Origin of the sequence: Gimesia benthica (assembly GCF_009720525.1) — a bacterium.
Taxonomy (GTDB): domain Bacteria; phylum Planctomycetota; class Planctomycetia; order Planctomycetales; family Planctomycetaceae; genus Gimesia; species Gimesia benthica.
The window spans coordinates 3,904,083-3,927,085 of record NZ_CP043930.1 but is presented as its reverse complement, the minus strand read 5'-3'; the positions used below and the strand labels follow the sequence as shown (position 1 = coordinate 3,927,085).

The window sequence follows — 23,003 nt, the reverse complement described above, 5'->3', positions numbered from 1 at the left end:
TTAGCTCCGTAAAGTTACGACTGCTTCCGCTCACTCATCCATCTTACGACAGGGTAGAAACACGTCGAACGACGCACCGCTGTCCGACTTCGGGCTGTAACAGATTTTGCCCCCCGAAGCCTCCACCAGCGAGCGACTGAGCGACAGGCCGATTCCCAGTCCGCCCTGTTTACTGGTCGTGAATGGCGTAAACAGCTGCCCGACAAAATCGTCAGGCACTCCGGGACCGTTATCAGAGACGGTGACCCGCACCATGAATTCGCCAGCCGGCGCAACTTCAATTGTCAACCTGCGTGATACAGGCATCTCGGACATCGCGTCCATCGCATTTATAAACAGGTTGGAAAGCACCTGCTCAATCTGCACGCGGTCCGCATAGACCACCGACATTCGGGATTCGCCGGCCATCTGCACATCGATCTTTTTCTGGCGCAATTCATATTCAATCAACTGTAGCGTACTGCGGATACTGTCCAGAATGTTAAACCGCATCAGTTCCTGTGGTCGCTTTTCGGCCATCGACTTCAATCGGCGGACAATATTCCCTGAGCGATGTGAGAGGGCTTCGATCCGCTGCACCAGATCCGAAACATCCTGCCCCTGCTCCATCCGTGTTTTCATGGCCGAACTGTAATTCGCCATTGCCGTCAGCGGTTGATTGAGTTCGTGTGAAATGCCTGCCGTCAGTTCGCCCATGATCGCCAGCCGCGAAGCATGCGCCAGAATGTCACGGTATTCCTGCATCTTGCTGGAGGCCATTTGCCGTTCCGTAATGTCCTGCACGGTCCCATGCATGCTGATGACGTTGCCCCTGGTATCTTTTTTCACGGCGCCCCGTTCGTGTACATAACGCACTTCCCCGTCAGGACGGATGATCCGATGTTCGATACTGTAGGGCAGGTCATTTAAAATCGACTGCTCCACAACTCGTTCCAACAGTCCCCGATCCTCCGGATGGATTGTCTCGAGAAAGGACGGATAAGTGGGTCGAAATGTGTCCGAAGGAAGATCAAAAATCCGGAAGACTTCCTCCGACCACCAGAGAGAGTCGTCCGCAACGTCCCATTCCCAACTACCGATATGCGCAAGTCGTTGTGCTTCGGACAGTTTATCATGCGTCTTGTTGAGTTCGATTTCAGACATTTTCTGTTCGCTGATATCTTCAACTATGATCAGAATCTCATCCTGCAGGTAAGGCTGCACCCGGGCCCGACACCAGCGCTGCTGACCGTCTACCGTCAGTGGATATTCAAACGACGCCCGTTTCCTGTCTGCCTGCACCCGTTGAATCGCTTCGGTAAACGGCAACCTGATTTCTTCGAGAAGCAGTTCCTTGAGCTTACTACCTGACGACAGATCCCTGTTGGAAAATAGATACTCCCGATGTCTGCCATTAAAGTTAACGATCTCTCCCTCGTGGTTGATTACCAGTACCTGGTCGGGCAGCCCCTGAAATAATGCTTTCAACTGAGCCGTCTTACGTGCGAGCTGGGTTGTTCGTTGACGGACACGCTCTTCCAGCAGTTCGTTCTCTTTGAGAATCGCAGCTTCATCCTGCTTCCGCTGAGTAATATCCTCAACAATCCCGACCATGCGGGTCACTTGATGCTGTTCGTTGTAGACGGGAAAGGAGCGAGCTTCCAGCCAGCGGAAACTCCCATCCGGGTGCACGACCCGGAACTGGGGAAAATGCGTACTGGAAAAATCACCTTGAATTTTCTGGTTCATACTCTCCATCAGGGATTCCAGATCGTCGGGATGAATCCGTTCGATCCAAATAGTGGGATCGTCGTAGATACTCTGACAGGGCTGTCCCCAGAACTCCTCATATTTCGGGCTGACATAAAATATTTTTCGCAAGTCAGCTGAACTCACCCAGAGCATCTCATGCACATGCTCAGAAATCTGGTGGAATATCTGTCTGCTTTCGCGCAGCGTCTGCTGTTCTTCCAACCGTTCCGTAATATCCACGGCCACATTGAGAGTCCCAATATTCGTTCCTGACTCATCCTGCAAAATCGAAAAGTGCCAGGCGATCCGTTTTACCGTTCCGTCAACTGTCAACACATCGTTTTCATAATACTCGACGGGTTGAACCGCCCCCTGTTCCATAAACTGGTGAAAAAAAATACGGACTTCCTCCCGGTTATCAGCGGGTAGAAAATTATCGAACCAGTTCTTGCCTAGAATCTCGGCCTCTTCGCCACCCATGAGCCGACAACCCTGCTGATTGATCAGTGATACTTTTTCATCAGCATCGACGACCAATATCATTTCACGGACCAGATTGAAATACTGACCGGCCAGGTCTGCTTCCTGCCCCCGACTGGACTTATCCGTGCGACGTTCTGTTGTGACAGCCAGCAGCCCGGAAACCGCGCCTGAACCATCTCTCTGACTGCGCCACTTAACCTCTACCGGAATCCTTTTGCCGTCCTGACGACGATGAACCGTCTCCTGACAGTGAGACGAAAGCTGTCCATCAGCTAATTGCTCGAGTAGTTGACGAGAGGCATCATGATCCTGATGATCCGCAATCAGGTCAGCATAATGCCTGCCTTTGAGTTCGACCTGCGGATACCCATGCAACTCTGCAAAAGTGGTGTTCGCAAACAGGATTTCCCCCGAAAGGTCGCATTCACAGACGGCACAAGGTAGCGCGTCGAGCAACGAATGATCCCGACCTGTCTGATACGAGGCGCCCCCCACGGGCCCCCTGGTAACAGGTTTTTCTGCAGAATCAATCCTGCGATGCTCCTGCTCCAGTTCTCCGACACGGCGGCGGAGGCGGGTCACTTCATTCAGAAGTTCCGACGTCTTAGCGTGTGACATGTTTCCCTATCATCCTTTCAGGAAAAGCCAGCTCATAAACGCTTGCGCTTTACCAATCCGTTTTTCAATTATTCCGTTGAACACGCGTGAAAGCACATACTCAAGCGGACTCTTCTGTATCATCTGTCTCAGGTGGTAACCCGCGGCGCTGGAGCGTCCGCTCCAGCAGCAGGTCATACACGGGACGACTTCCCAGGGACTGGGCAACAATACTGGCCGTCATGCAGGTGACGATCATCGCCGGCAGTAACTGGAAGCTGGCAGTCATTTCAGCAACCAATACGATTCCCGTCAGCGGTGCCCGCACGGTCGCAGCAAACAAAGCCCCCATCGCGGCGACCGCAAACGCAGCCGCCTGCAATTCGACCTGGGGAATCAGTTGATTCGCCAGTGATCCGAAACTCGTTCCCAAAAGTGCCCCCAGGGCCAGCATGGGAGCGAAGATTCCCCCCGGCACACCCATGGAATAACTCAGAAAGGTCATCACCGCCCGCACCACCAGCAGTGCCATCAGCACGCCGAGCACAGGCGATTCGACAAAGATCTCTTTCACCAGCGCTTCACCACCGCCAACATAATCCGGTGCGCTGACCATCAGAGCCCCCACAACCGCACCCACAGAAGCCGCGATCAACAGCATCGTTTTGGCACTCAAGCGATCGGCTGTATGCAGACATTTCAGTAGCACCGTATTGAAGCCCGCTCCCAGCGCACCAATCAGCGCGCCCAGCAACAGGGTCAATACAAAGGTGAGCAGCATATTTTCCGGCGGCACCATTTTAGGCAGCGAGGCCTGCAGCTGAGCCGGTAACTGGGGCAGGGTACCAAACACCTGGTCGTTAATCAGGTTCGCAGTGATACTCGCAATGATCACTGCATGCAGGGCCACGAAGCTGTACTGGAACCGGTGACGTACCTCTTCGATCATGAACAGGATCGCTCCCAGCGGCGCGCTGAATGCCACGCTTAATCCCGCGGTGGCGCCTGCAGCCAGCAGCGTATTCAAAGTATGATTATCCGAACGCGCCCGCTCTGCTACAATCTGACCAATGCAGCCCCCCAGGTGAATCGTGGGACCTTCCCGTCCCAAGACCAGTCCCGCGCCCATCGAAAGCACGCCGCCGATAAACTTCACCGGCAACACGCTCCTCCAGCGGAGCATCATCAGCTCCCCCATCACGCCTTCAATTTCCTGGATACCACTCCCCGCAGTCTCTGGTGCATACTTGCGGACGAGTACGGCCGAGAGGGCGACCATCACGGCACCCACGACTGCTGCCACAAGCACTGTCAGCAGTGAATAACCGGAGAGGAATTCCACGATCAGTTGATAGATCTGAATGGACTGTTCGACACAATAATGAAAGGCCGCCCCCAGCGTACCGACGCCCAGTCCAATGATCAGCGCCAGCAGATAAATCCACATCGCTTGTTTGAGCTCCAGGTGCCGACGCAGCCTGGCTTCCACCTTGTTTACATCCATTCCTCAGGCTTTCGTGAAAATCATTTCTCACTAGATACGCAACACGGGTAAGATAGCAGTTTTCGAGGCCCAATGGTACACCAGCCAGCCCTGATTTAATAGAACCATTCCAGGGGAATCCCCTTCACGAAGACCACGTATCCCAGCGTCAGCAGATAACAGGCAACGGCTCCCAGACCCAGTCCCCACCAGGGATGCTTCCTCAGAACGCCCCCTGCTGCAATCAACAACCCGACCAGCAGTCCGCAGCTCAACGCCGGAAGGATTTCCAGCCGGATCTGCCCGGCCACAAGTACGATATGCCACACCGCAGCCGCCAGCAGTCCCACCGCGAAAATCGTCAGCAGCTTGGAAACAGGCATCGGGGCCCCGGCCATGGTTTTCATCCGTTACTGGAGGTGAGCGGCGTCGATGAGCAAGCCAGCGGCACCCGATTTCGGGTACCACAACTCTCAAGCAGTGTAACAGACCACGGCGACATGAATCCATTCATGTCTGAAGCCACCTCTTCTTTTGAGCTGCAACAGCAGTCCCCGCGCACCAGTTTGAAATCAACTTTGGTCTTCCAGCGTGGGTCCCTTTTTAATTCTTCAATAATAAACAATTCCCATTGATCAGTTTTCCGTCGGATTTGCGGTTTCAGTAATGCCCCAGGATGACGTTGGCACAAATACTCGCACGGAAGTTCAAACCGTGAATCCAGCATTCAATCGACTCTGATCTGTCAGGCCAACATCAGGACCTGACCTGATTCATTTCTGTATTCGTTAACGTCTGCTCCATGTTGAACACACATGAATGTTCAAACCCATGTAGCAAATCGGAATTTCTTGATTGTCGTCTAACACATCTTGCAGCGTCTCTGTTGAGATGGAAATTCTCTTTTTTCATGTCTGCTTTTCAGGGGAAACTCAAATGACAGTTCAAAAAAGTATCAAACTACCAGCTCCCGATCGCAAGAAATTCAAAAATGGTAGAGAAGCCCTCAGTGTGGAAGGGCTGGAAAAAACCGCCGGACAATTCGATAACAAAGTGCCCATCGCCTGGTTCCAGCGAGGAACCCAAGTTAGCCGTGCCGTTGCCCGCATCATTACTCCCTCCGGGCTGGGAACCGGCTGGATTGTCAATGGCGGTTTTGTGATCACCAATAATCACGTCATCTCCAATGCACATACCGCCGAAGATTCACGGGTACAATTTCAGTATGAAGACGACATCAATGGAAACCCGCTCGTCCCCCGCGCATTTGACATCGAAGAAATGCTGGTCACCAATGCTGCCCTCGATTATACGATTCTGAAACTGGCCGGAAACGCCGAGCAGGATTATGGCTTTTTCGATATCTCCAAAGCCACACCTCCCCAACCGGGTGACATTAATACGCACTTCCCGGTCGTCATTCAGCATCCCGGCGGACGGAAAAAAGAGTTCAGCGGCTTCGAAAATGAACTCGCCAAACTCAGTGAGACACTGGTCTGGTATACCAGTGATACCGAACCCGGATCATCCGGCTCTCCGGTTCTGGGAGGGATCGACTTCAGCCCATTTGCCCTGCATCACGCAGGTGGCCCCCAGTTTATCAATGGGGAAACAAAGATCCTCAATGAAGGCATTCTGCTCTCAGCGATTGTGCATGACCTCGTCACAAATCATTCCGATGTCGCGGCTGAAATGGGACTGCAGAGCCATGAAGCCCTGCTGGATGACGCAGCCGTACTCTGGCTCAACCGGGGACGCGTCGCCAGTTATGTCAAAGCGGTCCTGGCCGGAGATGAAGAAGTCAGTGAAGTCGAATTGCAACGCATGAATAATGCATTTCAATGTCCAGGGGGCACACCCGGGTTCTATGATGACATCCTGACGCTGCAGAAATCATTCTCGAACCTCAGTGCCACTTGCGACCAGGAAGTCGTACCGGTGCTCGTCGCTGCCGCTGGGGTTGCCGCCGGTGCAGCAGCCGCTCACTGGGGTCACGTGACGAGTAAAGAAAACATGGCCGCCGCCGGCCCGAATACTCTCACCACAACAGACTTCACACTCAGCATGGAAGGCTTCCGTATCAGCGGAGGAGGCACCGTCTTTACTCCGGTTGGCAGAGGAGATTTCGGCGTCGGACTTTCTGTGGAAGGATTCAGCTTCAATGGTAGTGGAGGCGTCGGACTCGCCACACCGGTCGGCACTGTTTCGGGTGGCATTAAAGTACACGTTGAGAATGCCAACTGTATTGAATCGTTATATCGAGGCGTGCACGGCCTGTTCGATGTCACTGACCCCGACCAGCAGCGATATTTCGCTACCATTCAGCCGGAAACTGAAGCCCTGCCGGTTCTCGCAGGCGTCTTTCTCGCCGGTGTCGCCGCAGGTGCCAGCGCCTATAAGGCCGGCAAATAAGCAATGTGCTACCTGAATTGAACTGTCCGGATGCTGGGAGTGAGGTTGCCCGCCAGGTCTCTCAGTGTCCGGATCATGTTCTCTGTCGATACAGCTGATCGCAGACTGTGGTAACGGGCATTATCAATGGGAATACGCACATGCCTTATCTCGACGTTCTCCGCAACGATGAAGCACTCGCCCGGGAAACACTGGGCAAACTCCGTACAGGAAGCCTGCCTGTCAGACCCGACTTGCGGTTCTCGCAGGTTTTAACCTTTGACAAAATCAGCGCCGTGATCACAGACATGCAAGTCGTCGACCTGGATGTCATCGAAGGGGGAACGGCTCTGCAGGAATTCATTCGCCCGGCCCTGTTTGTGCAGAACGGAAGCTATCAGGTTCCTCTCTCTGAAATCTGGAAGCAGAAGTTGAGCCAGGCGAAAGAGAACCTCGAACGGGCGATTGCCTCTACCGGTAGAATTGAAGTCAAAAATCACGACAGTCTGGCCTGGGTCGGAACCGGCTGGCTGGTCGCACCGGAGATCATGGTAACGAACAGGCACGTCGCAATCGAATTCGCCCGGAAGTCGAACATAGGCTTTCGCTTTCGCAAGAACCGGCAGTTAAAGCTGATGAGTGCACACGTTGACTTTCGCGAAGAACACCACTCGCCACTCGAAGAAGAGTTTGAACTCGTGGACGTACTCTATATCGAACCGGGAGATGATCCTGACCTGGCATTTTTCCAGGTACAACAGATCAACACCATGGGAGTACACAACCCCGCCACACCACTCCAACTGGCAGCAGACGTCGCTCCAGGTACGGATGTCGCCGCCATCGGCTACCCGCGAGGAACCAGCGGCGAGCAGAACTGGCCAGCGATTACAGAATTGTTCCAGGGCATCTTTGGCGTCAAACGCCTCTCCCCGGGCAAAGTGAAAACGGTGGAAGAGTCACAGCTCACGCACGACTGTTCCACACTCGAAGGCAGCTCCGGCTCGCCCGTCGTCAATTTATCGACCGGGGAAGTCGTCGGCATTCATTTTACCGGAACCTTTTCGGTCGCCAACTACGCCGTCCCCTCCACTCTCATCGCAGACCGGTTGAACCAGCTGCTTTGATAGGTTCCAGACAGACACTAAACGCGCACATCGTCTCTTTAAATCGAGAGCGATCCTCAGCGGGTAAGCCCGAATGCAATTCGGGCCGAGCGCAGCAAGCACTCGGGTTAGCGGGTCCGTGCTCACGGATATAAGCATAGGTCGCCCTGATGTCCGTTTCGGCCTGACGAGAAAGCTCAACCCGGTAACTCATTCGCTGTCAAGTTCAGCCAGAACATCACGGAAAGGACGGGTGCGGCCAGCTTCAATATCAGCCAGGCCTGTCTCTAAGGCCTTTAAGGAAGATTGGAGTTCTGCATCAGTCCCCACTCCCATCAGTTCCCGATAAACTTCCATCGACATCAGAATGTACTTTCTTCCTTCTTCGTCGACCTGCAGCAGCCCATGGTGCTGATCGAGTGCCTGTCGTTGTTCGTCGGTAAGCTGTGGTTTGATCATACTGAAATCATACCAGTCCACGGAAGCATTTATCACGAACAGAATTGCAAGGAACTACACCACAAACAGGTATCCCGTTAACAACAACATCAAGAATCGCATGCTGCTCTCCAAAAACAACCAGAAAATAATGCACTTGAATTAAGTCTAATGGATATGTGAAAATACGTCACGCTGTTTTCTATTCCGTCTTATGTGATTCTGTTTCATTGAGTGCGATCAATCTTTCTATGCCATTCATAGCGGATTTGTTCTAGTTTTCATTTTCCATGGCCGACCTCAAAAGCCGACAACTGATCTACCTCAAGGGATTCCTGTTCCTGATGATCCTGCTTTTCGCCGCGGGACTGATTCTCTTCGAAACCCGTTCCTGGCAGATCGCGGCACTGCTCCTGCTTATCGTCTGGTCTTCCGCCCGCCTGTATTACTTCATGTTCTACGTCATCGAAAAATACGTCGACCCCGAATATAAGTTCGCCGGCATCGGCTCCTTCCTGCAGTACCTGTTGAGAAAGAATCAGAAGTGAATCCCCCGACAGAAAAACCGACGCTGGAACAGCATCCCTTTCGATACACAGACCGGGAAGGCTCGATTGTCGGAACTATGACCAACGATGGTTCAGACATCCACATCAAGATGGACGGCTGGGAATTCGTGGGAAAGATGTTTGATGATCTGGAACCGGTACAAACCACAGGGCTGCCAGATCGTTTTCGACTTCATCATGACTGTCTGATCGACTGCAATTTTGATTTCACAATTCCAGTATTGGTGAATGAGCGAAATAAATTATCTAACGTTGATCTTTTAGTTCATTTTGAGTTGGGAAAGCAAAACGAACGCGGAGGCATAGATCGAGAGGGATTCCAGATTACTCTTGAGTATGACTCTCTCAAATATGCCTCTTCCGCAAAGCCGAGCGATATGGAAGATGTACTTCTGGAAATTCAGAAGCAACTACCGGATGGAGCCTTTATCCAGAGTTGTTTTAATTGCTTGTATTCAGACTACAGTCCCCTGGGAAATGGGGTATTCGGGTGCATGATGTGTTTTAAAAACCTTAAACAGGAATACCTGCAGGTGAAATCGAAAGAGGACTTCTGGCCCGTACATGACCATTTTGAACGCCAGGTTCAGGAAACCTGGTTGTGTGACGAATTTGAACGCCGGGTCCCTGGCACGGGATATCGTGGTTAGGACGCCGAACAGCGAAACGAAACACCAATGATGAACCGAAAGTGGAAAACACTGCTTCTACTCACCTGCCTGCCCATCGGTTGTGGTGAGAACGCCAATACCAAAGTCCCACCGCAAGCGACAGTAGAGCCGACTCAGCCTGTTCCGGCAGAACCGTCGGCGCACGAACCCTCCGCACTGCAGGATCAAAGCGTGCTTGGCGAGATCGACTGGCTGGTCCGTGCCGGCTTTTATGACAAGGCTGACCTGATGCGCATCATCTGCGATGAAATCTACTACGATTCCAACCTGGACGCAGACCAGGTCTCCGCCGCCATCGATAAGCGGATCAAAGCATGGATGCAGACACAGAAAACCTGGCCCAAGGTCACCGACTGTGACAAGCTGGATCAGGTCTTCGCAAAACTGAACGAGCGGGGCATCATCGCCCTGCAGAACGCCGGCAACACACAGTCCGACGGTTACGAAATCTTCGAAGATACTCTCAAGGAGCATCCCCAGCCCACTAGCGTCATCGGTTACTGCTTTTATCACAATCAGGATCTGGAACGGGTGGTTGACGGGGATGATCTTTATCTGGCGTTTGGGCCAGTCAAAGCAGAGGACGAAGAGTCCAGAGGACCGGAAATCGGCAAAATCATCCGGCAGGAACTGGAGCAGGCTGGTCTGAAGGTCAAATGGGACGGAACTTTCAACGAACGCATTCGCGTTACCGATATAGTCTGGCAGAAACGCAACCCGGCTTGCAGGTCCGTTGATTTTGACAGCTGAATCAATTTTGTCAGATTCCGATATTTTCCACGCCCTCTTATCGGATTTTTCGCGTCCCGTTGACTGGAAAAAGCAGCCGAAACTCTATAACATACCTGCTTCCCTGTGAGGCTGAGATTTTCAGCCCCATTTTCCTTGAGATTCCTTCGACATAAGTCGATACAATCACAAGGGATACACCACAGGCCCAAGTGGCGGAACTGGCAGACGCGCTAGATTCAGGTTCTAGTGTCCGTAAAGGACGTGGAGGTTCGAATCCTCTCTTGGGCACCTTGATTTAAAGGACTTACGACGTTGTCGTAAGTCCTTTTTTCATTTCCCGCCTCCCCATCAGCCTCAAGAGAACTTCACCCCTGCTGACGTACAGTCATCACCAACTCTGCCTTAAAAAACGGCATTACCGAGAACAGCCTCCTGTTTTTAGAGCTTGCACTGACCAGTGTCGTTTCGACCCGCTCCGAACGAAAAATACCTAAGCTGATTTTAGCATTGATTATAGAGCCACATGCCTTCTTAACTGACAGACCAGGCTTCTGACTCTGGCACACCGATTGCTTCATATATGAAGCATTCTTTTATTTTCGTTTTTGCTCATCCCTGTTTTGAGGAGATCGCTGTGCCCAACCCGACCTTTCGACGTAAAGGGTTCACCCTGATTGAACTACTGGTGGTGATTGCCATCATCGCCATTCTGATTGCCCTGTTGCTGCCAGCTGTACAACAGGCACGTGAAGCAGCCCGCCGCAGTTCCTGCAAAAACAATCTGAAACAGATTGGCCTGGCACTGCACAACTACAATGAAACATTCTCGGTATTTCCCTACGCGACCTCCAACCCGGGTCAGTGTGGCTTCAGCAATGTGACCAACCACAAAGGCTGGCTCTACCTGCTGCCTTACCTCGAACAGGCTCCCCTGTATAACCAGTTCAACTTCAGTGCAGCCACCGGTCAAAGAAACACCGGCAGCGGTACCCTGGCAGGTGGCGGCGCCATTACCAGCGGAAACGCGGCTCTCACTACCACCATCCTGCAACCACTGCTCTGCCCGTCCGACGACGGTCAGCGTTTCTATGGTGCTGCAGATACGACTTATGGCTCCGGTGTCGCAAATACCGCACGGACCAGCTATGACTTCGTTGTGAACGAAGCAAACTCCTGCCCGACCTGGGTCAGCATTTCAAAAACCACCCGTACCATGTTCGGTACGAACTCGGCCTGCCGGATTCGCGATGTCAAAGATGGGACCAGTAACACGGCAGCCGTCGTGGAGACAACCCTGGAAGTGGTTGACGGCGTAACCAACTCGTGGGCCACCGCACAACACGTGGGCCTGGGTATCGATTTCGCTACACCGCCCAACCTCTACATCAACTACTGGAAATGCTGTGGCTGGGACAGTACTCCCTATGCCCGCACTCCCATCTTCGGACGCCTGGGCGAATGGGGTTCGCCCGGTAGTACTCACGTAGGCGGGATGCATATCCTCATGGCCGATGGTGCCGTACGGTTCATCAGCGAAAACCTGGATGCCACCACACGTCAGCGTCTGGCCTATATGTCAGATGGTCAGGTTCTGGGAGAATTCTAATCCCGGGCTGATCTCCGCCTGATACTTGAATCGCTGAAACTCGAACGACTGCAGTGGAACATTACTGTTCCGACTGCAGTCGTTTTTTTCGTAGTGTCATCTATCAACAGAAGAACCCCTGACCGGGAAGATCCCGATCAGGGGCGTGCTGGTTTGGTTTACCTGTTTCATTCCCGCCGCAGTCGCTTAGCGACGGTAACGCCAGTCGCTGTTACTCAGACGATTCAGGTTATACAGATCCGGATCGTAAGTACCACAGTCATACCGGTCATAGTGATCATAGTTATTCAGATTGGCTTTGAACGTGTTATAGTTCGTACGACTTCGGTAGTTGACGTCGTTAAACAGAGGCCGGTTCGAATAGGTGCTGTACAGGCTGTTGAGCCGGTCAGTCAGCGATGAATTGTACGGAGCAGTTGTCCGGTAACGATCCAGGTAATCCCGATCATTGGCTCGATAGTACGAGTCATTATACCTCCGGTCATACCGGCTGGCAGTGTAATCGTAACGAGTATTATTGTTGTACTTCGAGTTGTAATAGCTGCTGGTACCACAGAAAGGTTCTGCAGCAAAAGTGACATTACTTACGAAAGTCAAAGCGGCCAGTGCAGCAAATGCGATTGCGAATTTTTTCATCATTATCTCCTTTAATGTTGGGTTGTTTTAAAAGTGGCTAACTTTTTGTTGATGAAAGAATACTAATGCACTCGCCGTGCCAATCAATTATCGATTAATCTTATATCATTTATCCATATAGACTTATGAACTATTCACACATCATTTGAACAACACCCATGTGTGTCATTATTGCATAATTTGGAACATATTACAATCTTTTTGACAACACGTTGATTTGCAATGCATGTGATATTGATGGCGCCGGCCCGGAGAGAGAAAGATAGCGGGAGTCGGCCTGTAAGCCGGGTTATGTCGTGAGTGGCCATTTATCTGGGACAGCAGTTGCCTGCTGCCTCGCGCGACCTACCCGAGAGTCGTACCGGATCGGGCCGATCCAGGTCCCGGCGAACCGGGACTGCTCTCTGCTTGGTCTTGCACCCGGTGGGGTTTACCTAGCCAGACCGGTCACCCGGTCTGCTGGTGCGCTCTTACCGCACCGTTTCACCCTTACCGGACCGGCGAACCGGACCGGCGGTTTGCTTTCTGTTGCACTTTCCCTGTCCTCGCGGACGGTGGGAGTTACCCACCACCGTGCCCTGTGGAGCCCGGACTTTCCTCCCCGAATCCGAAGATTCGCAGCGACCACCTGGCCGGCTCCCGCTATCAAACAGACCAGTATAAAGTAAGTGGAACCCTTGAACTATCCCCAATTTCTGACTTTTCTAAAGAGATTGACTTTATAATGTGTGGCCAGCGGTATAGATTAATATCGAGCGGGCAATACATGAAATTCTGGTAATTAACAGCTAATAGAGGTACCAGGTATACGTTATGTTAGGTGAACTCAACCCCTGTGGAGGGGGCGATCCCATCCCGTTGCTTTCTGAAGTTCTGCTCGTGGGCCGCCGCAGCAAATGCGACATCACGCTGCAGTTCCCCAATGTCTCTTCGCATCATTGCCAGCTCGAATTCATTAACGGCTACTGGCGTATCCGCGATATGAACAGCCGTAACGGCATCAAAGTCAACGGCCAGCGCTGCGACATGAAGTGGCTCCTGCCCGGCGACAAAGTTGCGATCGCTAAGCATGAATACGAAATCAACTATACTCCGCAGTCCGATGAACCGCCGCCGGAAGAAGAGAATCCGTTCGAAATGAGCCTGATGGAAAAAGCAGGGCTGGTCAAACCGGAGCGCCGTCCGGAACGACCCATGGCCCCGCCGGCCCGGGCACCCAAAAAGATCGAACTTCCGGATGACGAATCTAAAATGACCGACGACGAACTGGGACTCAAATTCCTGACCGACCCGGATGACGATCAGGAAGACGCATCATGAACGTATTTCAGACGGCGCGGGAGCCGAAACCGTAGTGGCGAAGAAAAAAGGCAAAAAGATCCGGGTCGCTTTCAAAAAGAATCGTCAGAAGAAGGTCCGGAAAAACAAACTCTCCAGCCACCAGGTGGACGAACAAGTCGACTCGCAGTACATGGATGCCAGCGAGCGTCTGACCGGCAAAGGGGATTTAACCCGCCACCGCACCGTCATGGGAGTCGAACAGGAGACGGAGGACGGCACCGAGATTGTCATCGACATCGATGAGTCCAACTGCCTGCCCGGACGAGTGATTCGCGCCCAGGGCCTCAACTCCGTCGTCCAGACCGCAGACGGCAACCGTTATGAATGCACCGTGCGACGCCTGGTGCGAACCATGTCCCGCGATGACCGCAATGCCGTTGTCGCCGGCGACCATGTTTTGATTCGCCCCGAAGGGGATGAGTACCAGGCCGTCATCGAACGGGTCGAGCCCCGTCGCTCGTACCTCTCGCGGGGCAGTAAACGTCGCGAACACATCCTGGTCAGCAACATCGACCAGGCCGTGATCGTCGTCTCCGCCGATGATCCCCCGCTCAAGCCCTCACTCATCGACCGCTTTCTGATCAGCTCCGAAAAAGGAAACATCCACTCCATCATCTGCATCAATAAAATCGACCTGGTCGATCCCATTGAACTGCAGCCGCTGATCGGCGTCTACGCGCAGCTGGGTTATGACATCGTCTTAACCAGCGTGGTCTCAGGTACCGGCATTCCGCGACTCCGCTCCCTGCTGAAAGGGAAACAATCCGTCTTCTCCGGGCAGAGTGGGGTCGGCAAGTCTTCGCTGCTCAATCAGATCGACAGCCGCCTCTCACTGGAGACCGCCGAGATCAGCCAGGAGAACCGAAAAGGGAAACACACGACGCGCTCTGCAGTCCTCCTGGAAATCGCCACCGGAGGCTGGGTCGTCGACACTCCCGGCATTCGTCAGCTCCAGCTCTGGGATGTGAGCCCCGAAGAAGTCGAAGGCTTCTTCCGCGAATTCCACGCCTTCGTGCCCCAGTGTCGCTTTCCCGACTGCTCGCACACCCACGAAGACAACTGCGGCATCAAACGCGCGGTCCACAACGACTTCATCTCCCGCCAACGCTATCAGAGCTATCTTAAAATCATCGCCGGGGACGACCCCCGACCCGTTTACCACCAGTAGCACGTGATCTCTTCTCGACAGGCCAGGCTGCATTTTCTTAAGCCCCGCAGTTGATCCTCTCCCACGAGTTGCTTAGACTCGATGGGGCCTTTATTAGGTTCATTAACGATCTATTCGCGTCCGCGCGATCTCGACCTCCTGCCTGTATCGATCCCGCATTGAAAGCCGTCACCATGAAACTCAGAACCTGCGTTACCATCTGCCTGGCCCTGTTCGTCCTCTCGGGACTCTTCCTGTTACCCGCCACCGATTCCAGCCAGCTGTTGAGCCAGGAACCGGCGGCCAAAGCTCCCACAACCGGTATGAAAACCGTCCTGGACTACGGTGCGAAAGGAGACGGCCAGACCGACGATACCACCGCCCTCCAGCAGATGGTCAATGCTTCGGTCGGTTCACTCCGCTTTCCCCGCGGACAGTATCGGCTGACGAAGCCCATCGTGATTGATCTGACCAAAGTCGGTCCGACCTCCATTTCGGGTGACGGCACCGCCACGATCCTGATGGAAGGCGCCGGTCCCGCATTCAAGTTCATCGGCACCCACAATGGCACCGCAAGTCCTAAAACATTTCAGCCCGTCGTCTGGGAAAAGGAACGCAGCCCCATGGTTGACGGCATCGAGATCGTCGGCAAACATCCGGAAGCGATCGGCGTCCAGGCAATCAAAACCATGCAGATCACGATCACCCGGCTGGTCGTCCGCAAGGCGCTGCACGGCATTCACCTGACCGAACGCAACCGGAACGTCGCCATCGACGACTGCCACCTCTACGAAAACGAAGGGGTCGGCATCTACCTCGAAAAGCTGAACCTGCACCAGGTCAACATTTCCGATTCACACATCAGCTATAATAAGCAGGGCGGGATCGTCGTTCGCGAAAGTGAAATCCGTAATATCCAGATCGGTAACTGCGACATTGAAGGCAACATGGGCGAAAAAACACCGCCCACCGCCAACATCCTGTTCGACATTTCGCAAGGTTCACTGCGGGAAGGCGCGATCTTCGGCTGCACCATTCAGCACACGAACAACGCCCCCAACTCCGCGAACGTTCGCTTCATCGGCAACGGCCCTGAAGATCCCCGCAAGGTCGGTAACTTCGCGATCGCGGACAACTCCATGAGCGATGTCGCCACCAACATTCATCTGCAGCATGCCCGGGGCATCACCATCACCGGCAACACACTCTGGCAGGCCTACGAACATAACCTGCTGGTCGAAGACTGTGCCCACATCGTCCTTGGCTCCAACCTCATGGACCGCAACCCCGATTACCGTGCCAAGACGAAAGATGCAAACGTCTTCAAAGACTGTACCGACTGCACACTCAACGCGTTAAACATTCTCGCAACCCGGGACGTTCCCGCCGGACTGATCCTCGAAAACTGCGCGCGAATGAATATCACCAACTGCACCATCCGTCGCTGTCAGAATGGGGGCATCCTGCTGCAGAATGTGAAACAGTCCCGCGTCTCCGACTGCCTGATTACCGAAGGCGAAAAGAACTTCGCGATTCGCGTTTCAGGTGGCCAGGAAATTCAGATCACCGATAACCTCGTCTCAGGCGACATCGACGTCGGACCGGGCACGGAAGTCTCCAACACGATGACCGTGTATTAAGCACGGCAGCAATGGATACGATCTGACTTCTATCGGGAACCGATCGCTCACGCGACCGTCGTCGACTCGCCGGGCAAGATTCCGGCGAGCAGGTTCCCTGCGGTCTGCCCCGATTCGAACCGCATCAGTACGATACGAATCCCGGCAGTGATCGGCACGGCCAGAATCGCTCCGATGGGGCCCCAGAGCAGCGTCCAGAAGGACAAAGCCAGCAGGACGGTCACGGGATGCAGCTGCAGACCTTCGCCCATGATCTTGGGTTCAATGCCGTTACCGATTGCCATCTGAATCCCGCCGGGAATCAGAATCACACCGGCAATCGTCCAGGGACTGTCAGAGAACTGCGCCACCGCCACGGGAATCGGCAGTAAAGTCGCGATCAGTGATCCCACCGAAGGAATGAAGTTCAGCAGGAAGGTCAATATCGCGAACACCAGCGCCAGTTCCAGTCCGAACAGCGAGAGCGTCACTCCCACCAGGATCCCCGTCACCAGCGAGATGATCAGCTTGGTAGTAATATAACTGCGGATTTTCTGTTCGATCTCGAAATAGAGCTTATTCTTGACGACAGCCTGTGGATCACGGCCCGCCAGCAGGAAGATCACAAAGATCGCCACAAAGAAAGAAGTCGTCGTAAAACTGAGCGCCGTCTGCATAGTGCTGAAGGCAACCTCCTTCAGGAACTGTTTCATGTAGTCCGTGGTCATTTTCTGTAACTTATTCAGATCCACACCCATTTTCTCAAACCAGCCGGCAGGGGGCTTCTGGGCTTCGACCGGTGCCTCTCTGACCGCAGAACCGACAGGAGCCGTGGGTGTCACGGGAGCTGTCGGGGCTTCGGCAGTAGATGGACGTTCTGCCACCGCAGGTTCCGCTTCGGCTGCCGTATCCTCGCTGGACTCCTTGGATTCTTCCGGTTTCGGCTCACCGAGTTCCTTCGCCGTATCGAATGTAGAACCGATAAAGATCCCCAGCTTCTCGCTGTACTGCGTCTCTGCTTTCGCAATCACCTGCTGAGTCGAGTAGATCAGTACCATAATGAGCAGAAAACCAACTGAAAGCACCAGCAGCAGCGTCGCGGAGATCGCGACAATATGCGGCATTTTCCACTTCAGGACCAGCAGGTCGACAATCGGCGTCACAATGGTCACGATGAAAATCGCAATCACAAACGGGATCAACACGGCCTTGGTAATATAAAACACAAAGGCCAGGGCAATGACTGACAGCAACATCAGACAGCCCGTGATCACTTTGGCCTGCTCATCCGAAGGTTGCAGAGAATTCGACGACATGGCGGAAGCCCTTTACGGAGTGGTGCATTGAGTTCCTGTAGCTCCGGGAAACAACGTACTGAGGCCGTACGCAGTTTCCCCGATGGTATGCGCACCATACTCATAAACCATGACGTTGCAAAGAGAAAAAGCGGTATCAGCGACTTATTTGTCGCATGTAATTCAGGAATTCCTGATTGAGGCGATCCAGATCATCGCCGAACACGGACTGAAATACCTGCAGACGTTCCTCAGGAGTCGCCCAGATCAACGGCTTCCGCGCAGCGATCAGACGCAGGTACTCTTCGTACTGCTTCCGATGCGTCTTGATCAGGAAGTAGGAAAACGCCCAGGCCTCCGCATACGTATCCAATACCGATTCCGCATCCTGAAATCGCTGATCTGAGGCGATCAGCGTCTGCAGGGAATCGGGTTTACGCCGCGAGCGGGCATAATCGACAAACTGCCTGATCCGCCAGGGATTCGGTCGTCCTACCGTCCGCCAGCCGGTCTTGTTTCCCAGATCGGGAGTTTCAAAGTAGGTGGCCATCCCTTCGGTCAACCAGAGCGGATTATCAGCGAACCGCGTGTGCAACCCGACATTAAAGGCGATCTGATGTGTGCACTCGTGGATCACGGTCGCAATGTTGAACGGCGACTTGCGCAGTTTTCGAATAATGTCAGCATCGGTAAAAGCGGGCCGCTCTCCGGGTGCCGCGGTCAGATCGTAAAGCACCATCCGGTTTGACTGGATCGAATAAAAGCCGTGTGTCCCAGCCGCCCCTTCGCCCAGAATCTGACTCGCATACGCTTCAAAAGCCGCGCGGTCTTTGAAGATCACCGCGATCAGAGGAACTTCCGGTTCATGTAGCGGAAGCTCCTTGCTGTCCCAGTAATTGTGCAGCACTTTATAAAGCCGTTCAAACAGGTAACCACACCACTGGGAATACCGCTTCCCCGCCTGACTGCAGATTGTGAAATGCTTCGTCTGGGTAACCTCGAAACCCGGTCCAAATTCGCGAGTCAGTTGTTCTGTGAGCTCTGCTTTCCCCAGAGGCGTGAACGGTTCCTCCAGGCGACGTTTCGCTTTCAGCTGCTCGGGAGTCGCGGTCAGCAGCCGACCGTCGCGGGTCTGCATCACCACGCCACCATCGCGTGCCTCGACAATCAGCGCCCCTTTCAGTGTCTGTCCCTGTTTCTGCTCATCCAGAAAAGTAAACTCATACAACGGCGGTGCCGTCTCCTCTGAAGATGGGGGACGCACGCTGGTCTGCGCGGAGAGAGGCTCGGGCAACGCCAGACAACTGCAGAGCACCACGAGCAGAGTACACACAGTGGTTGCAGCCTGTCGGATGAGGGCATCGGAACGGTAATCTCTCCAGATCATGCATGAACTTTCTACGCAGAAGTGAACGTTACTTCCAGAATAGAGGGGAGAGGTACCGAAGTCGATCCCTATTTCTTCGCCAGCTTGTCTTTTCCTTCCGGATCCGTGATCGTCAGATAAATCACGTTGGATGCATAGTTGGTCGTGATGGAGAAGGTAATCCCCACGCGGGCCATCGCTGCAAACGGAAAGCGTTTGATCGGTTTTGCTTTGTCGGACGCTTCAATAATCAGCGTTCCTTCCAGCGTCTTCCCTGCCAGACGCGTCTTGCTCTTCTTGGAGAGGCTCACTCCGGGCGGCAGTTGCAGACCAAACTTGGAATTGAAATACTCGAAGGCGGTCGCCAGAGTCACGGGATCTTTATACGCATCACTGCGTTTGATTTTGACTTTGATCTCGGCTGATTCACCCGGTTTGAGTGTGATTTCAGTCGGCGTTGCAGTGACTTCCAGCAGGTCGAGAGGCTTGGTCACACCCACGATTGAGGTGTTGATCGGCCAGCGGGCCTGTCCGCCACCACGTGACTGAATTTCCGCGGTGATACGTCCTTCGCGGACGATTTCAATCTCTTTGCCATCCGGTCCGGGCACTTTGGCTTTACCGGAAATCTTCACCAGCGCGGCATTGATCGGGGCATCTTTGGATGCCTTGAGAATCAGACCGCAGTCATTCACGCCAGAGGGCAGGGTGACCGGTTCGAAAGTGACCCCTTCCGGCAGACCCTCGATATTCATCTCAATCGGTCCGTCAAAACCGTTGAGCCGCTTCACACGGGCAAACCACATCATGTTGGTCCCGGGAGCGATCTGGGCATAATAATATTCGCCATGCACTTCGAACTCGGGGCCACTCAGTTCTGCCGAGAGGTGATAGGCAAACCGTTCGCCACCCCGGTCGTGCAGGTCGCGAACGGTCACGTAGTACTCACCGTCCGCAGGTGCCTGGAAGTAGAAATTGGCGTCTTTCGTCGAGAGGCCGTCGTCGGCTTCAGAATTCGCGCCTCCGTTAACGTAGATCCGCTGTGGCTTCGATTTATTGTCGACCACTTCCATCACACAGTCCAAAGGCAGGTCAATTCGATTGGCCATCAGATCGAAGGAGTAGTACTGACCCTTCTTCGCTTTGAAAGAATAAAAGTGCGTCTGTCCCTCTTCGGTCAACCGGCCGCTGACGCCCATCGGCAGAGTCAGCGGAAATGCAGTTTCCAGCGAGGTATTGGTATTCGGAGCTGCTGCCTGAGGATTCTCGCTGACCAGGGTCCAGACAGCATTCGTTTTCCCGGCAGGAGTCGTGAAGGTCCGTTGTGCCCAGCCAGTCTCTTGTGCATCAGCACCGGAGAAGGTCGCTTTCGTATTTCCCTTGAGGGCAAAGCCGTGCAACTCGACGTCTTGTGTTTTCCCTTTCTGTACAGCCAGCGGGTAAGTGAAGTTCACGAACGGAGTGTCACTGACTTCAATGCAGTAAGCGTATTTGGGAGTACCCACATAGCGGGCATCGCGAATCTCAAACACGTACTCGCCATCCGCGGGCAGCTTGTACGTGATCAGTGAGTCGGATTTGTAATAGTTGTCGTTCTGCGCGACGATCTGTTTCTGAGGTCCATACAGGGTCAGGATCGAGTCCATCAGGTAAACGTTCGAGGTCTGCATCGTGTGAATCGCTTCAGTGACCCGCTGGGCATAGACCTGGATGGTGATCTCCTGGCCTTTTTTCCCTTTGAACTTGTAGCAGTCCAGATCTTCTGATTTTTCTACCAGTCCACAGACCGTCGAGGGGACCGTCACTTCCTGAGCCGTGTCGAAGGAATTATTTTCTTTCTTTTCCTCTTCTTCGATGACCGGATAGGGAGTGACCAGCAGATGCGTCACGCTGGAGACCGCCTGATCGGTGGCGACGCGGCACTCGTAAACCCGTGCGGGCTGATCCTGGGGAACCTCAACGTCAAATGCGAAAGGCGTTCCTACCGACCCCCGACCACGGCGTGGCGCGTCCTTCGGTTTGGGCTCGGCAAAGATCATCTTGATGCCGGGTTTATCGAAAAAGACCGAGTGCGTGTTATCCAGGGTATAGCTGGAATGGAGCTGAATCTTTCGTTTATCTCCCTGCTGAACCGCGGCTGGTTTGAATGCGACCAGCTGACGGAAACCGATTTTGGAGGGAGCGTCTTTCTTTGCATCAGCGGCCTGCAACCGGGGCAGGGCAGAGACGAACAGACTGAAAGTCATTAAAGAAAAAACGAAACAGCGCATGACCTTGATCCTGAATAAACGCAATGGAGAGCCTGAAAACAGGGATGCCCCTTTGGACTCGATATCCACAGGGGCGATCTCTGTTCAATCTGTGAGGAAGGAGTACCGAGATTACCCCATCAGTTCCGGAATGGGTTGTCCTTCGCAGACAATCAGCGGACGCCCATCCTCGGGAGAGACAAAGTAATGATCGAGTTTCACACCCAGTTTTGAGTAAATGGTCGCGGCAACGTCTGCCGGATAGTATTCGTTTCCGACCGGACGCGAACCGGTGTCGTCGGTGGCACCAATCACCTGACCGGAAGGAGTGCCGGCACCGATCATCATCATGGTTGAAGCCGTTGACCAGTGGTCACGACCGGCGGCGGAGTTAATCACCGGGGTCCGACCGAAGTCAGTCAGCCAGACAACGAGTGTATTATCCAGCATGCCCCGCTGTTTCAGGTCGAGCACCAGTGAGGTGACGCCCTGGTCGAAGGGGGGCAGCAGCCGTTCCAGGCCTTTGAAGTTGTTGGTGTGCGTGTCCCAGCCACCGCTGCTGACGGTCACAAAGCGGGAACCGGCTTCGATCAGGCGACGGGCCAGCAGACAGCTCTGTCCCAGGTTATGACGCCCGTACTCGTCGCGGGTTTTGTCCGATTCCTGGCTGAGGTCAAACGCTTTCTGCGTATCAGCCGAGGTGATCATGCTGAAAGCGTTCTGATAGTGAGCATCAGAAGCTTCAAATGTATTCTGGTTCTGATCCGCCTGACGCTGCAGCGTGTCGATGGCAGACAGAGCCTGCTGACGACGCTTCATCCGATCAATGGAGATCCCGGACGGAGGAGAAATATCCCGCACGGTGAAGTTCTTCGCGTTGGGATCGCCGGGGATTTCAAACGGGTTGTACTGAATACCCAGGTAGCCACCCAGGCCGCCGTTGAAACGCCGGTCGACGTTGTTCCCCAGCTGAATATGCGGCGGAATGTTGGTTTTGAAGCCCTTGGTTTTCGCAATGACCGCCCCGTAGCAGGGATAGGTCACGGAAGGGTTGAACTTATGCCCTGACAGCATGAAGGCATCAGCGGTTGAGTGTGCCCCGTTCTGTGGGTTCAGGTTCCGCATGATCGAGAACTCTTTCGCGTGCTTCGCGAACAGAGGCACTTTCTCTGTGAATTGAATGCCGGGCAGTGCGGTGCTGATGGCAGAAAAATCGCCACGCACATCGGCGGAGGCGTTTGGTTTGGGATCGAACGTATCGTGGTGACTGGTACCGCCACGCGTCCAGATCAGAATACAGTTGGTGTCGTTTGAAGGATCTGCCAGTGCACCAGACTCACCCTGGGAAGCATGAGCCTGACCACGCAGCACGGAATCCAGCGAGATACCAAAAGCACTCAGCGCACCAACTTCCAGCAGAAATTGACGACGGCTTCCGGTTTCACAGTTAGAAACCTTCTCGGGGAAAAGCTTCAGCATCAGAAACTCCTTTTGTGGCAGGACCCTGAAGATCAGGGGATAAGGTTAGGAGGGAAAATTGGTT

At 53.8% G+C, this 23,003-nt stretch carries 18 protein-coding genes, 1 tRNA gene and 1 other RNA gene; 10 read left to right on the top strand and 10 right to left on the bottom strand.

Features of this window, described 5'->3' with window-relative positions; genetic code table 11:
• Positions 1–30 precede the first annotated feature (30 nt).
• The 3 genes from F1728_RS15000 to F1728_RS14990 all read right to left on the bottom strand — a co-directional run bounded on the left by F1728_RS15000 (position 31) and on the right by F1728_RS14990 (position 4,692).
• On the bottom strand, positions 31–2,832 hold the full coding sequence (locus F1728_RS15000; RefSeq protein WP_155364792.1) for a PAS domain S-box protein: 2,802 nt from the start codon (positions 2,830–2,832) through the stop codon (positions 31–33).
• 100 nt (positions 2,833–2,932) lie between these two features.
• Positions 2,933–4,315: a H(+)/Cl(-) exchange transporter ClcA gene (gene clcA, locus F1728_RS14995; protein WP_155364791.1), complete on the bottom strand. Its 1,383-nt coding sequence runs from the start codon at positions 4,313–4,315 to the stop codon at positions 2,933–2,935.
• 95 nt (positions 4,316–4,410) lie between these two features.
• Complete coding sequence (locus F1728_RS14990; RefSeq protein ID WP_155364790.1) at positions 4,411–4,692, bottom strand: hypothetical protein; 282 nt, start codon at positions 4,690–4,692, stop codon at positions 4,411–4,413.
• A 538-nt stretch (positions 4,693–5,230) separates the two neighbouring features.
• Here F1728_RS14990 and F1728_RS14985 point away from each other — a divergent pair.
• On the top strand, positions 5,231–6,706 hold the full coding sequence (locus F1728_RS14985; protein ID WP_194242835.1) for a trypsin-like serine peptidase: 1,476 nt from the start codon (positions 5,231–5,233) through the stop codon (positions 6,704–6,706).
• Positions 6,707–6,846: 140 nt separating this feature from the next.
• On the top strand, positions 6,847–7,812 hold the full coding sequence (locus tag F1728_RS14980) for a trypsin-like serine peptidase (protein ID WP_155364788.1): 966 nt from the start codon (positions 6,847–6,849) through the stop codon (positions 7,810–7,812).
• A 189-nt stretch (positions 7,813–8,001) separates the two neighbouring features.
• Here the strand turns inward: F1728_RS14980 and F1728_RS14975 are convergent, their stop codons facing one another.
• Entirely contained in the window at positions 8,002–8,250 is a 249-nt protein-coding gene (locus F1728_RS14975) for a hypothetical protein (protein ID WP_155364787.1), read from the bottom strand.
• A gap of 269 nt (positions 8,251–8,519) precedes the next feature.
• On the opposite strand from F1728_RS14975, the gene F1728_RS14970 reads away from it, so the two are divergent.
• From F1728_RS14970 to F1728_RS14950, 5 genes are all read left to right on the top strand, one after another.
• Complete coding sequence (locus F1728_RS14970; RefSeq protein WP_155364786.1) at positions 8,520–8,777, top strand: hypothetical protein; 258 nt, start codon at positions 8,520–8,522, stop codon at positions 8,775–8,777.
• Complete coding sequence (locus tag F1728_RS14965) at positions 8,774–9,448, top strand: DUF6304 family protein (protein WP_155364785.1); 675 nt, start codon at positions 8,774–8,776, stop codon at positions 9,446–9,448. Before F1728_RS14970 ends, F1728_RS14965 begins: the two co-directional genes overlap by 4 nt.
• 27 nt (positions 9,449–9,475) lie before the next feature.
• Positions 9,476–10,219, top strand: coding sequence for a DUF6891 domain-containing protein (locus tag F1728_RS14960; RefSeq protein ID WP_228030776.1), 744 nt, complete (start codon positions 9,476–9,478; stop codon positions 10,217–10,219).
• Positions 10,220–10,404: 185 nt separating this feature from the next.
• Positions 10,405–10,489, top strand: a tRNA-Leu gene (locus F1728_RS14955).
• A gap of 346 nt (positions 10,490–10,835) precedes the next feature.
• Entirely contained in the window at positions 10,836–11,807 is a 972-nt protein-coding gene (locus F1728_RS14950) for a DUF1559 domain-containing protein (protein ID WP_145443263.1), read from the top strand.
• A 186-nt stretch (positions 11,808–11,993) separates the two neighbouring features.
• Here F1728_RS14950 and F1728_RS14945 read toward each other — a convergent pair whose 3' ends face one another.
• Positions 11,994–12,443: a hypothetical protein gene (locus F1728_RS14945; RefSeq protein ID WP_155364783.1), complete on the bottom strand. Its 450-nt coding sequence runs from the start codon at positions 12,441–12,443 to the stop codon at positions 11,994–11,996.
• A gap of 264 nt (positions 12,444–12,707) precedes the next feature.
• Positions 12,708–13,083: RNase P RNA component class A (gene rnpB, locus F1728_RS14940), an RNA gene on the bottom strand.
• A gap of 173 nt (positions 13,084–13,256) precedes the next feature.
• On the opposite strand from rnpB, the gene F1728_RS14935 reads away from it, so the two are divergent.
• The 3 genes from F1728_RS14935 to F1728_RS14925 all read left to right on the top strand — a co-directional run bounded on the left by F1728_RS14935 (position 13,257) and on the right by F1728_RS14925 (position 16,571).
• Positions 13,257–13,763, top strand: a complete 507-nt coding sequence (locus F1728_RS14935; protein ID WP_145193218.1) for an FHA domain-containing protein — start codon at positions 13,257–13,259, stop codon at positions 13,761–13,763.
• The gene (gene rsgA / locus F1728_RS14930) at positions 13,738–14,952 is read left to right on the top strand and encodes a ribosome small subunit-dependent GTPase A (RefSeq protein ID WP_228030773.1); all 1,215 of its coding nucleotides are present in this window, start codon (positions 13,738–13,740) and stop codon (positions 14,950–14,952) included. Before F1728_RS14935 ends, rsgA begins: the two co-directional genes overlap by 26 nt.
• Before the next feature lie 173 nt (positions 14,953–15,125).
• A complete protein-coding gene (locus F1728_RS14925; protein ID WP_228030771.1) occupies positions 15,126–16,571 on the top strand; it encodes a right-handed parallel beta-helix repeat-containing protein in 1,446 nt (481 codons plus the stop codon).
• Positions 16,572–16,618: 47 nt separating this feature from the next.
• Here F1728_RS14925 and F1728_RS14920 read toward each other — a convergent pair whose 3' ends face one another.
• The 4 genes from F1728_RS14920 to F1728_RS14905 form a co-directional block, all read right to left on the bottom strand.
• Complete coding sequence (locus F1728_RS14920; RefSeq protein ID WP_155364781.1) at positions 16,619–17,866, bottom strand: AI-2E family transporter; 1,248 nt, start codon at positions 17,864–17,866, stop codon at positions 16,619–16,621.
• Between the two features lie 136 nt (positions 17,867–18,002).
• Positions 18,003–19,232 (bottom strand): DUF1570 domain-containing protein, encoded by a 1,230-nt coding sequence (locus tag F1728_RS14915; protein ID WP_155364780.1) that lies wholly within the window; start codon positions 19,230–19,232, stop codon positions 18,003–18,005.
• 68 nt (positions 19,233–19,300) lie between these two features.
• Entirely contained in the window at positions 19,301–21,481 is a 2,181-nt protein-coding gene (locus tag F1728_RS14910) for a COG1470 family protein (RefSeq protein ID WP_155364779.1), read from the bottom strand.
• Between the two features lie 111 nt (positions 21,482–21,592).
• A complete protein-coding gene (locus tag F1728_RS14905) occupies positions 21,593–22,939 on the bottom strand; it encodes a DUF1501 domain-containing protein (protein ID WP_155364778.1) in 1,347 nt (448 codons plus the stop codon).
• Between the last annotated feature and the right edge of the window lie 64 nt (positions 22,940–23,003).

Bases quoted from the DNA above. Each gene is read 5' to 3' on its own strand.
- F1728_RS14905 (WP_155364778.1), bottom strand. From the start codon at position 22,939: ATGCTGAAGCTTTTCCCCGAGAAGGTTTCTAACTGTGAAACCGGAAGC.
- F1728_RS14990 (WP_155364790.1), bottom strand. From the start codon at position 4,692: ATGGCCGGGGCCCCGATGCCTGTTTCCAAGCTGCTGACGATTTTCGCG.
- F1728_RS14915 (WP_155364780.1), bottom strand. From the start codon at position 19,232: ATGATCTGGAGAGATTACCGTTCCGATGCCCTCATCCGACAGGCTGCA.
- F1728_RS14985 (WP_194242835.1), top strand. From the start codon at position 5,231: ATGACAGTTCAAAAAAGTATCAAACTACCAGCTCCCGATCGCAAGAAA.
- F1728_RS15000 (WP_155364792.1), bottom strand. From the start codon at position 2,832: ATGTCACACGCTAAGACGTCGGAACTTCTGAATGAAGTGACCCGCCTC.
- F1728_RS14920 (WP_155364781.1), bottom strand. From the start codon at position 17,866: ATGTCGTCGAATTCTCTGCAACCTTCGGATGAGCAGGCCAAAGTGATC.
- rsgA (WP_228030773.1), top strand. From the start codon at position 13,738: ATGACGATCAGGAAGACGCATCATGAACGTATTTCAGACGGCGCGGGA.
- F1728_RS14975 (WP_155364787.1), bottom strand. From the start codon at position 8,250: ATGATCAAACCACAGCTTACCGACGAACAACGACAGGCACTCGATCAG.
- F1728_RS14960 (WP_228030776.1), top strand. From the start codon at position 9,476: ATGATGAACCGAAAGTGGAAAACACTGCTTCTACTCACCTGCCTGCCC.
- F1728_RS14910 (WP_155364779.1), bottom strand. From the start codon at position 21,481: ATGCGCTGTTTCGTTTTTTCTTTAATGACTTTCAGTCTGTTCGTCTCT.
- F1728_RS14980 (WP_155364788.1), top strand. From the start codon at position 6,847: ATGCCTTATCTCGACGTTCTCCGCAACGATGAAGCACTCGCCCGGGAA.
- F1728_RS14970 (WP_155364786.1), top strand. From the start codon at position 8,520: ATGGCCGACCTCAAAAGCCGACAACTGATCTACCTCAAGGGATTCCTG.
- F1728_RS14945 (WP_155364783.1), bottom strand. From the start codon at position 12,443: ATGAAAAAATTCGCAATCGCATTTGCTGCACTGGCCGCTTTGACTTTC.
- F1728_RS14935 (WP_145193218.1), top strand. From the start codon at position 13,257: ATGTTAGGTGAACTCAACCCCTGTGGAGGGGGCGATCCCATCCCGTTG.
- clcA (WP_155364791.1), bottom strand. From the start codon at position 4,315: ATGGATGTAAACAAGGTGGAAGCCAGGCTGCGTCGGCACCTGGAGCTC.
- F1728_RS14925 (WP_228030771.1), top strand. From the start codon at position 15,126: ATGAAACTCAGAACCTGCGTTACCATCTGCCTGGCCCTGTTCGTCCTC.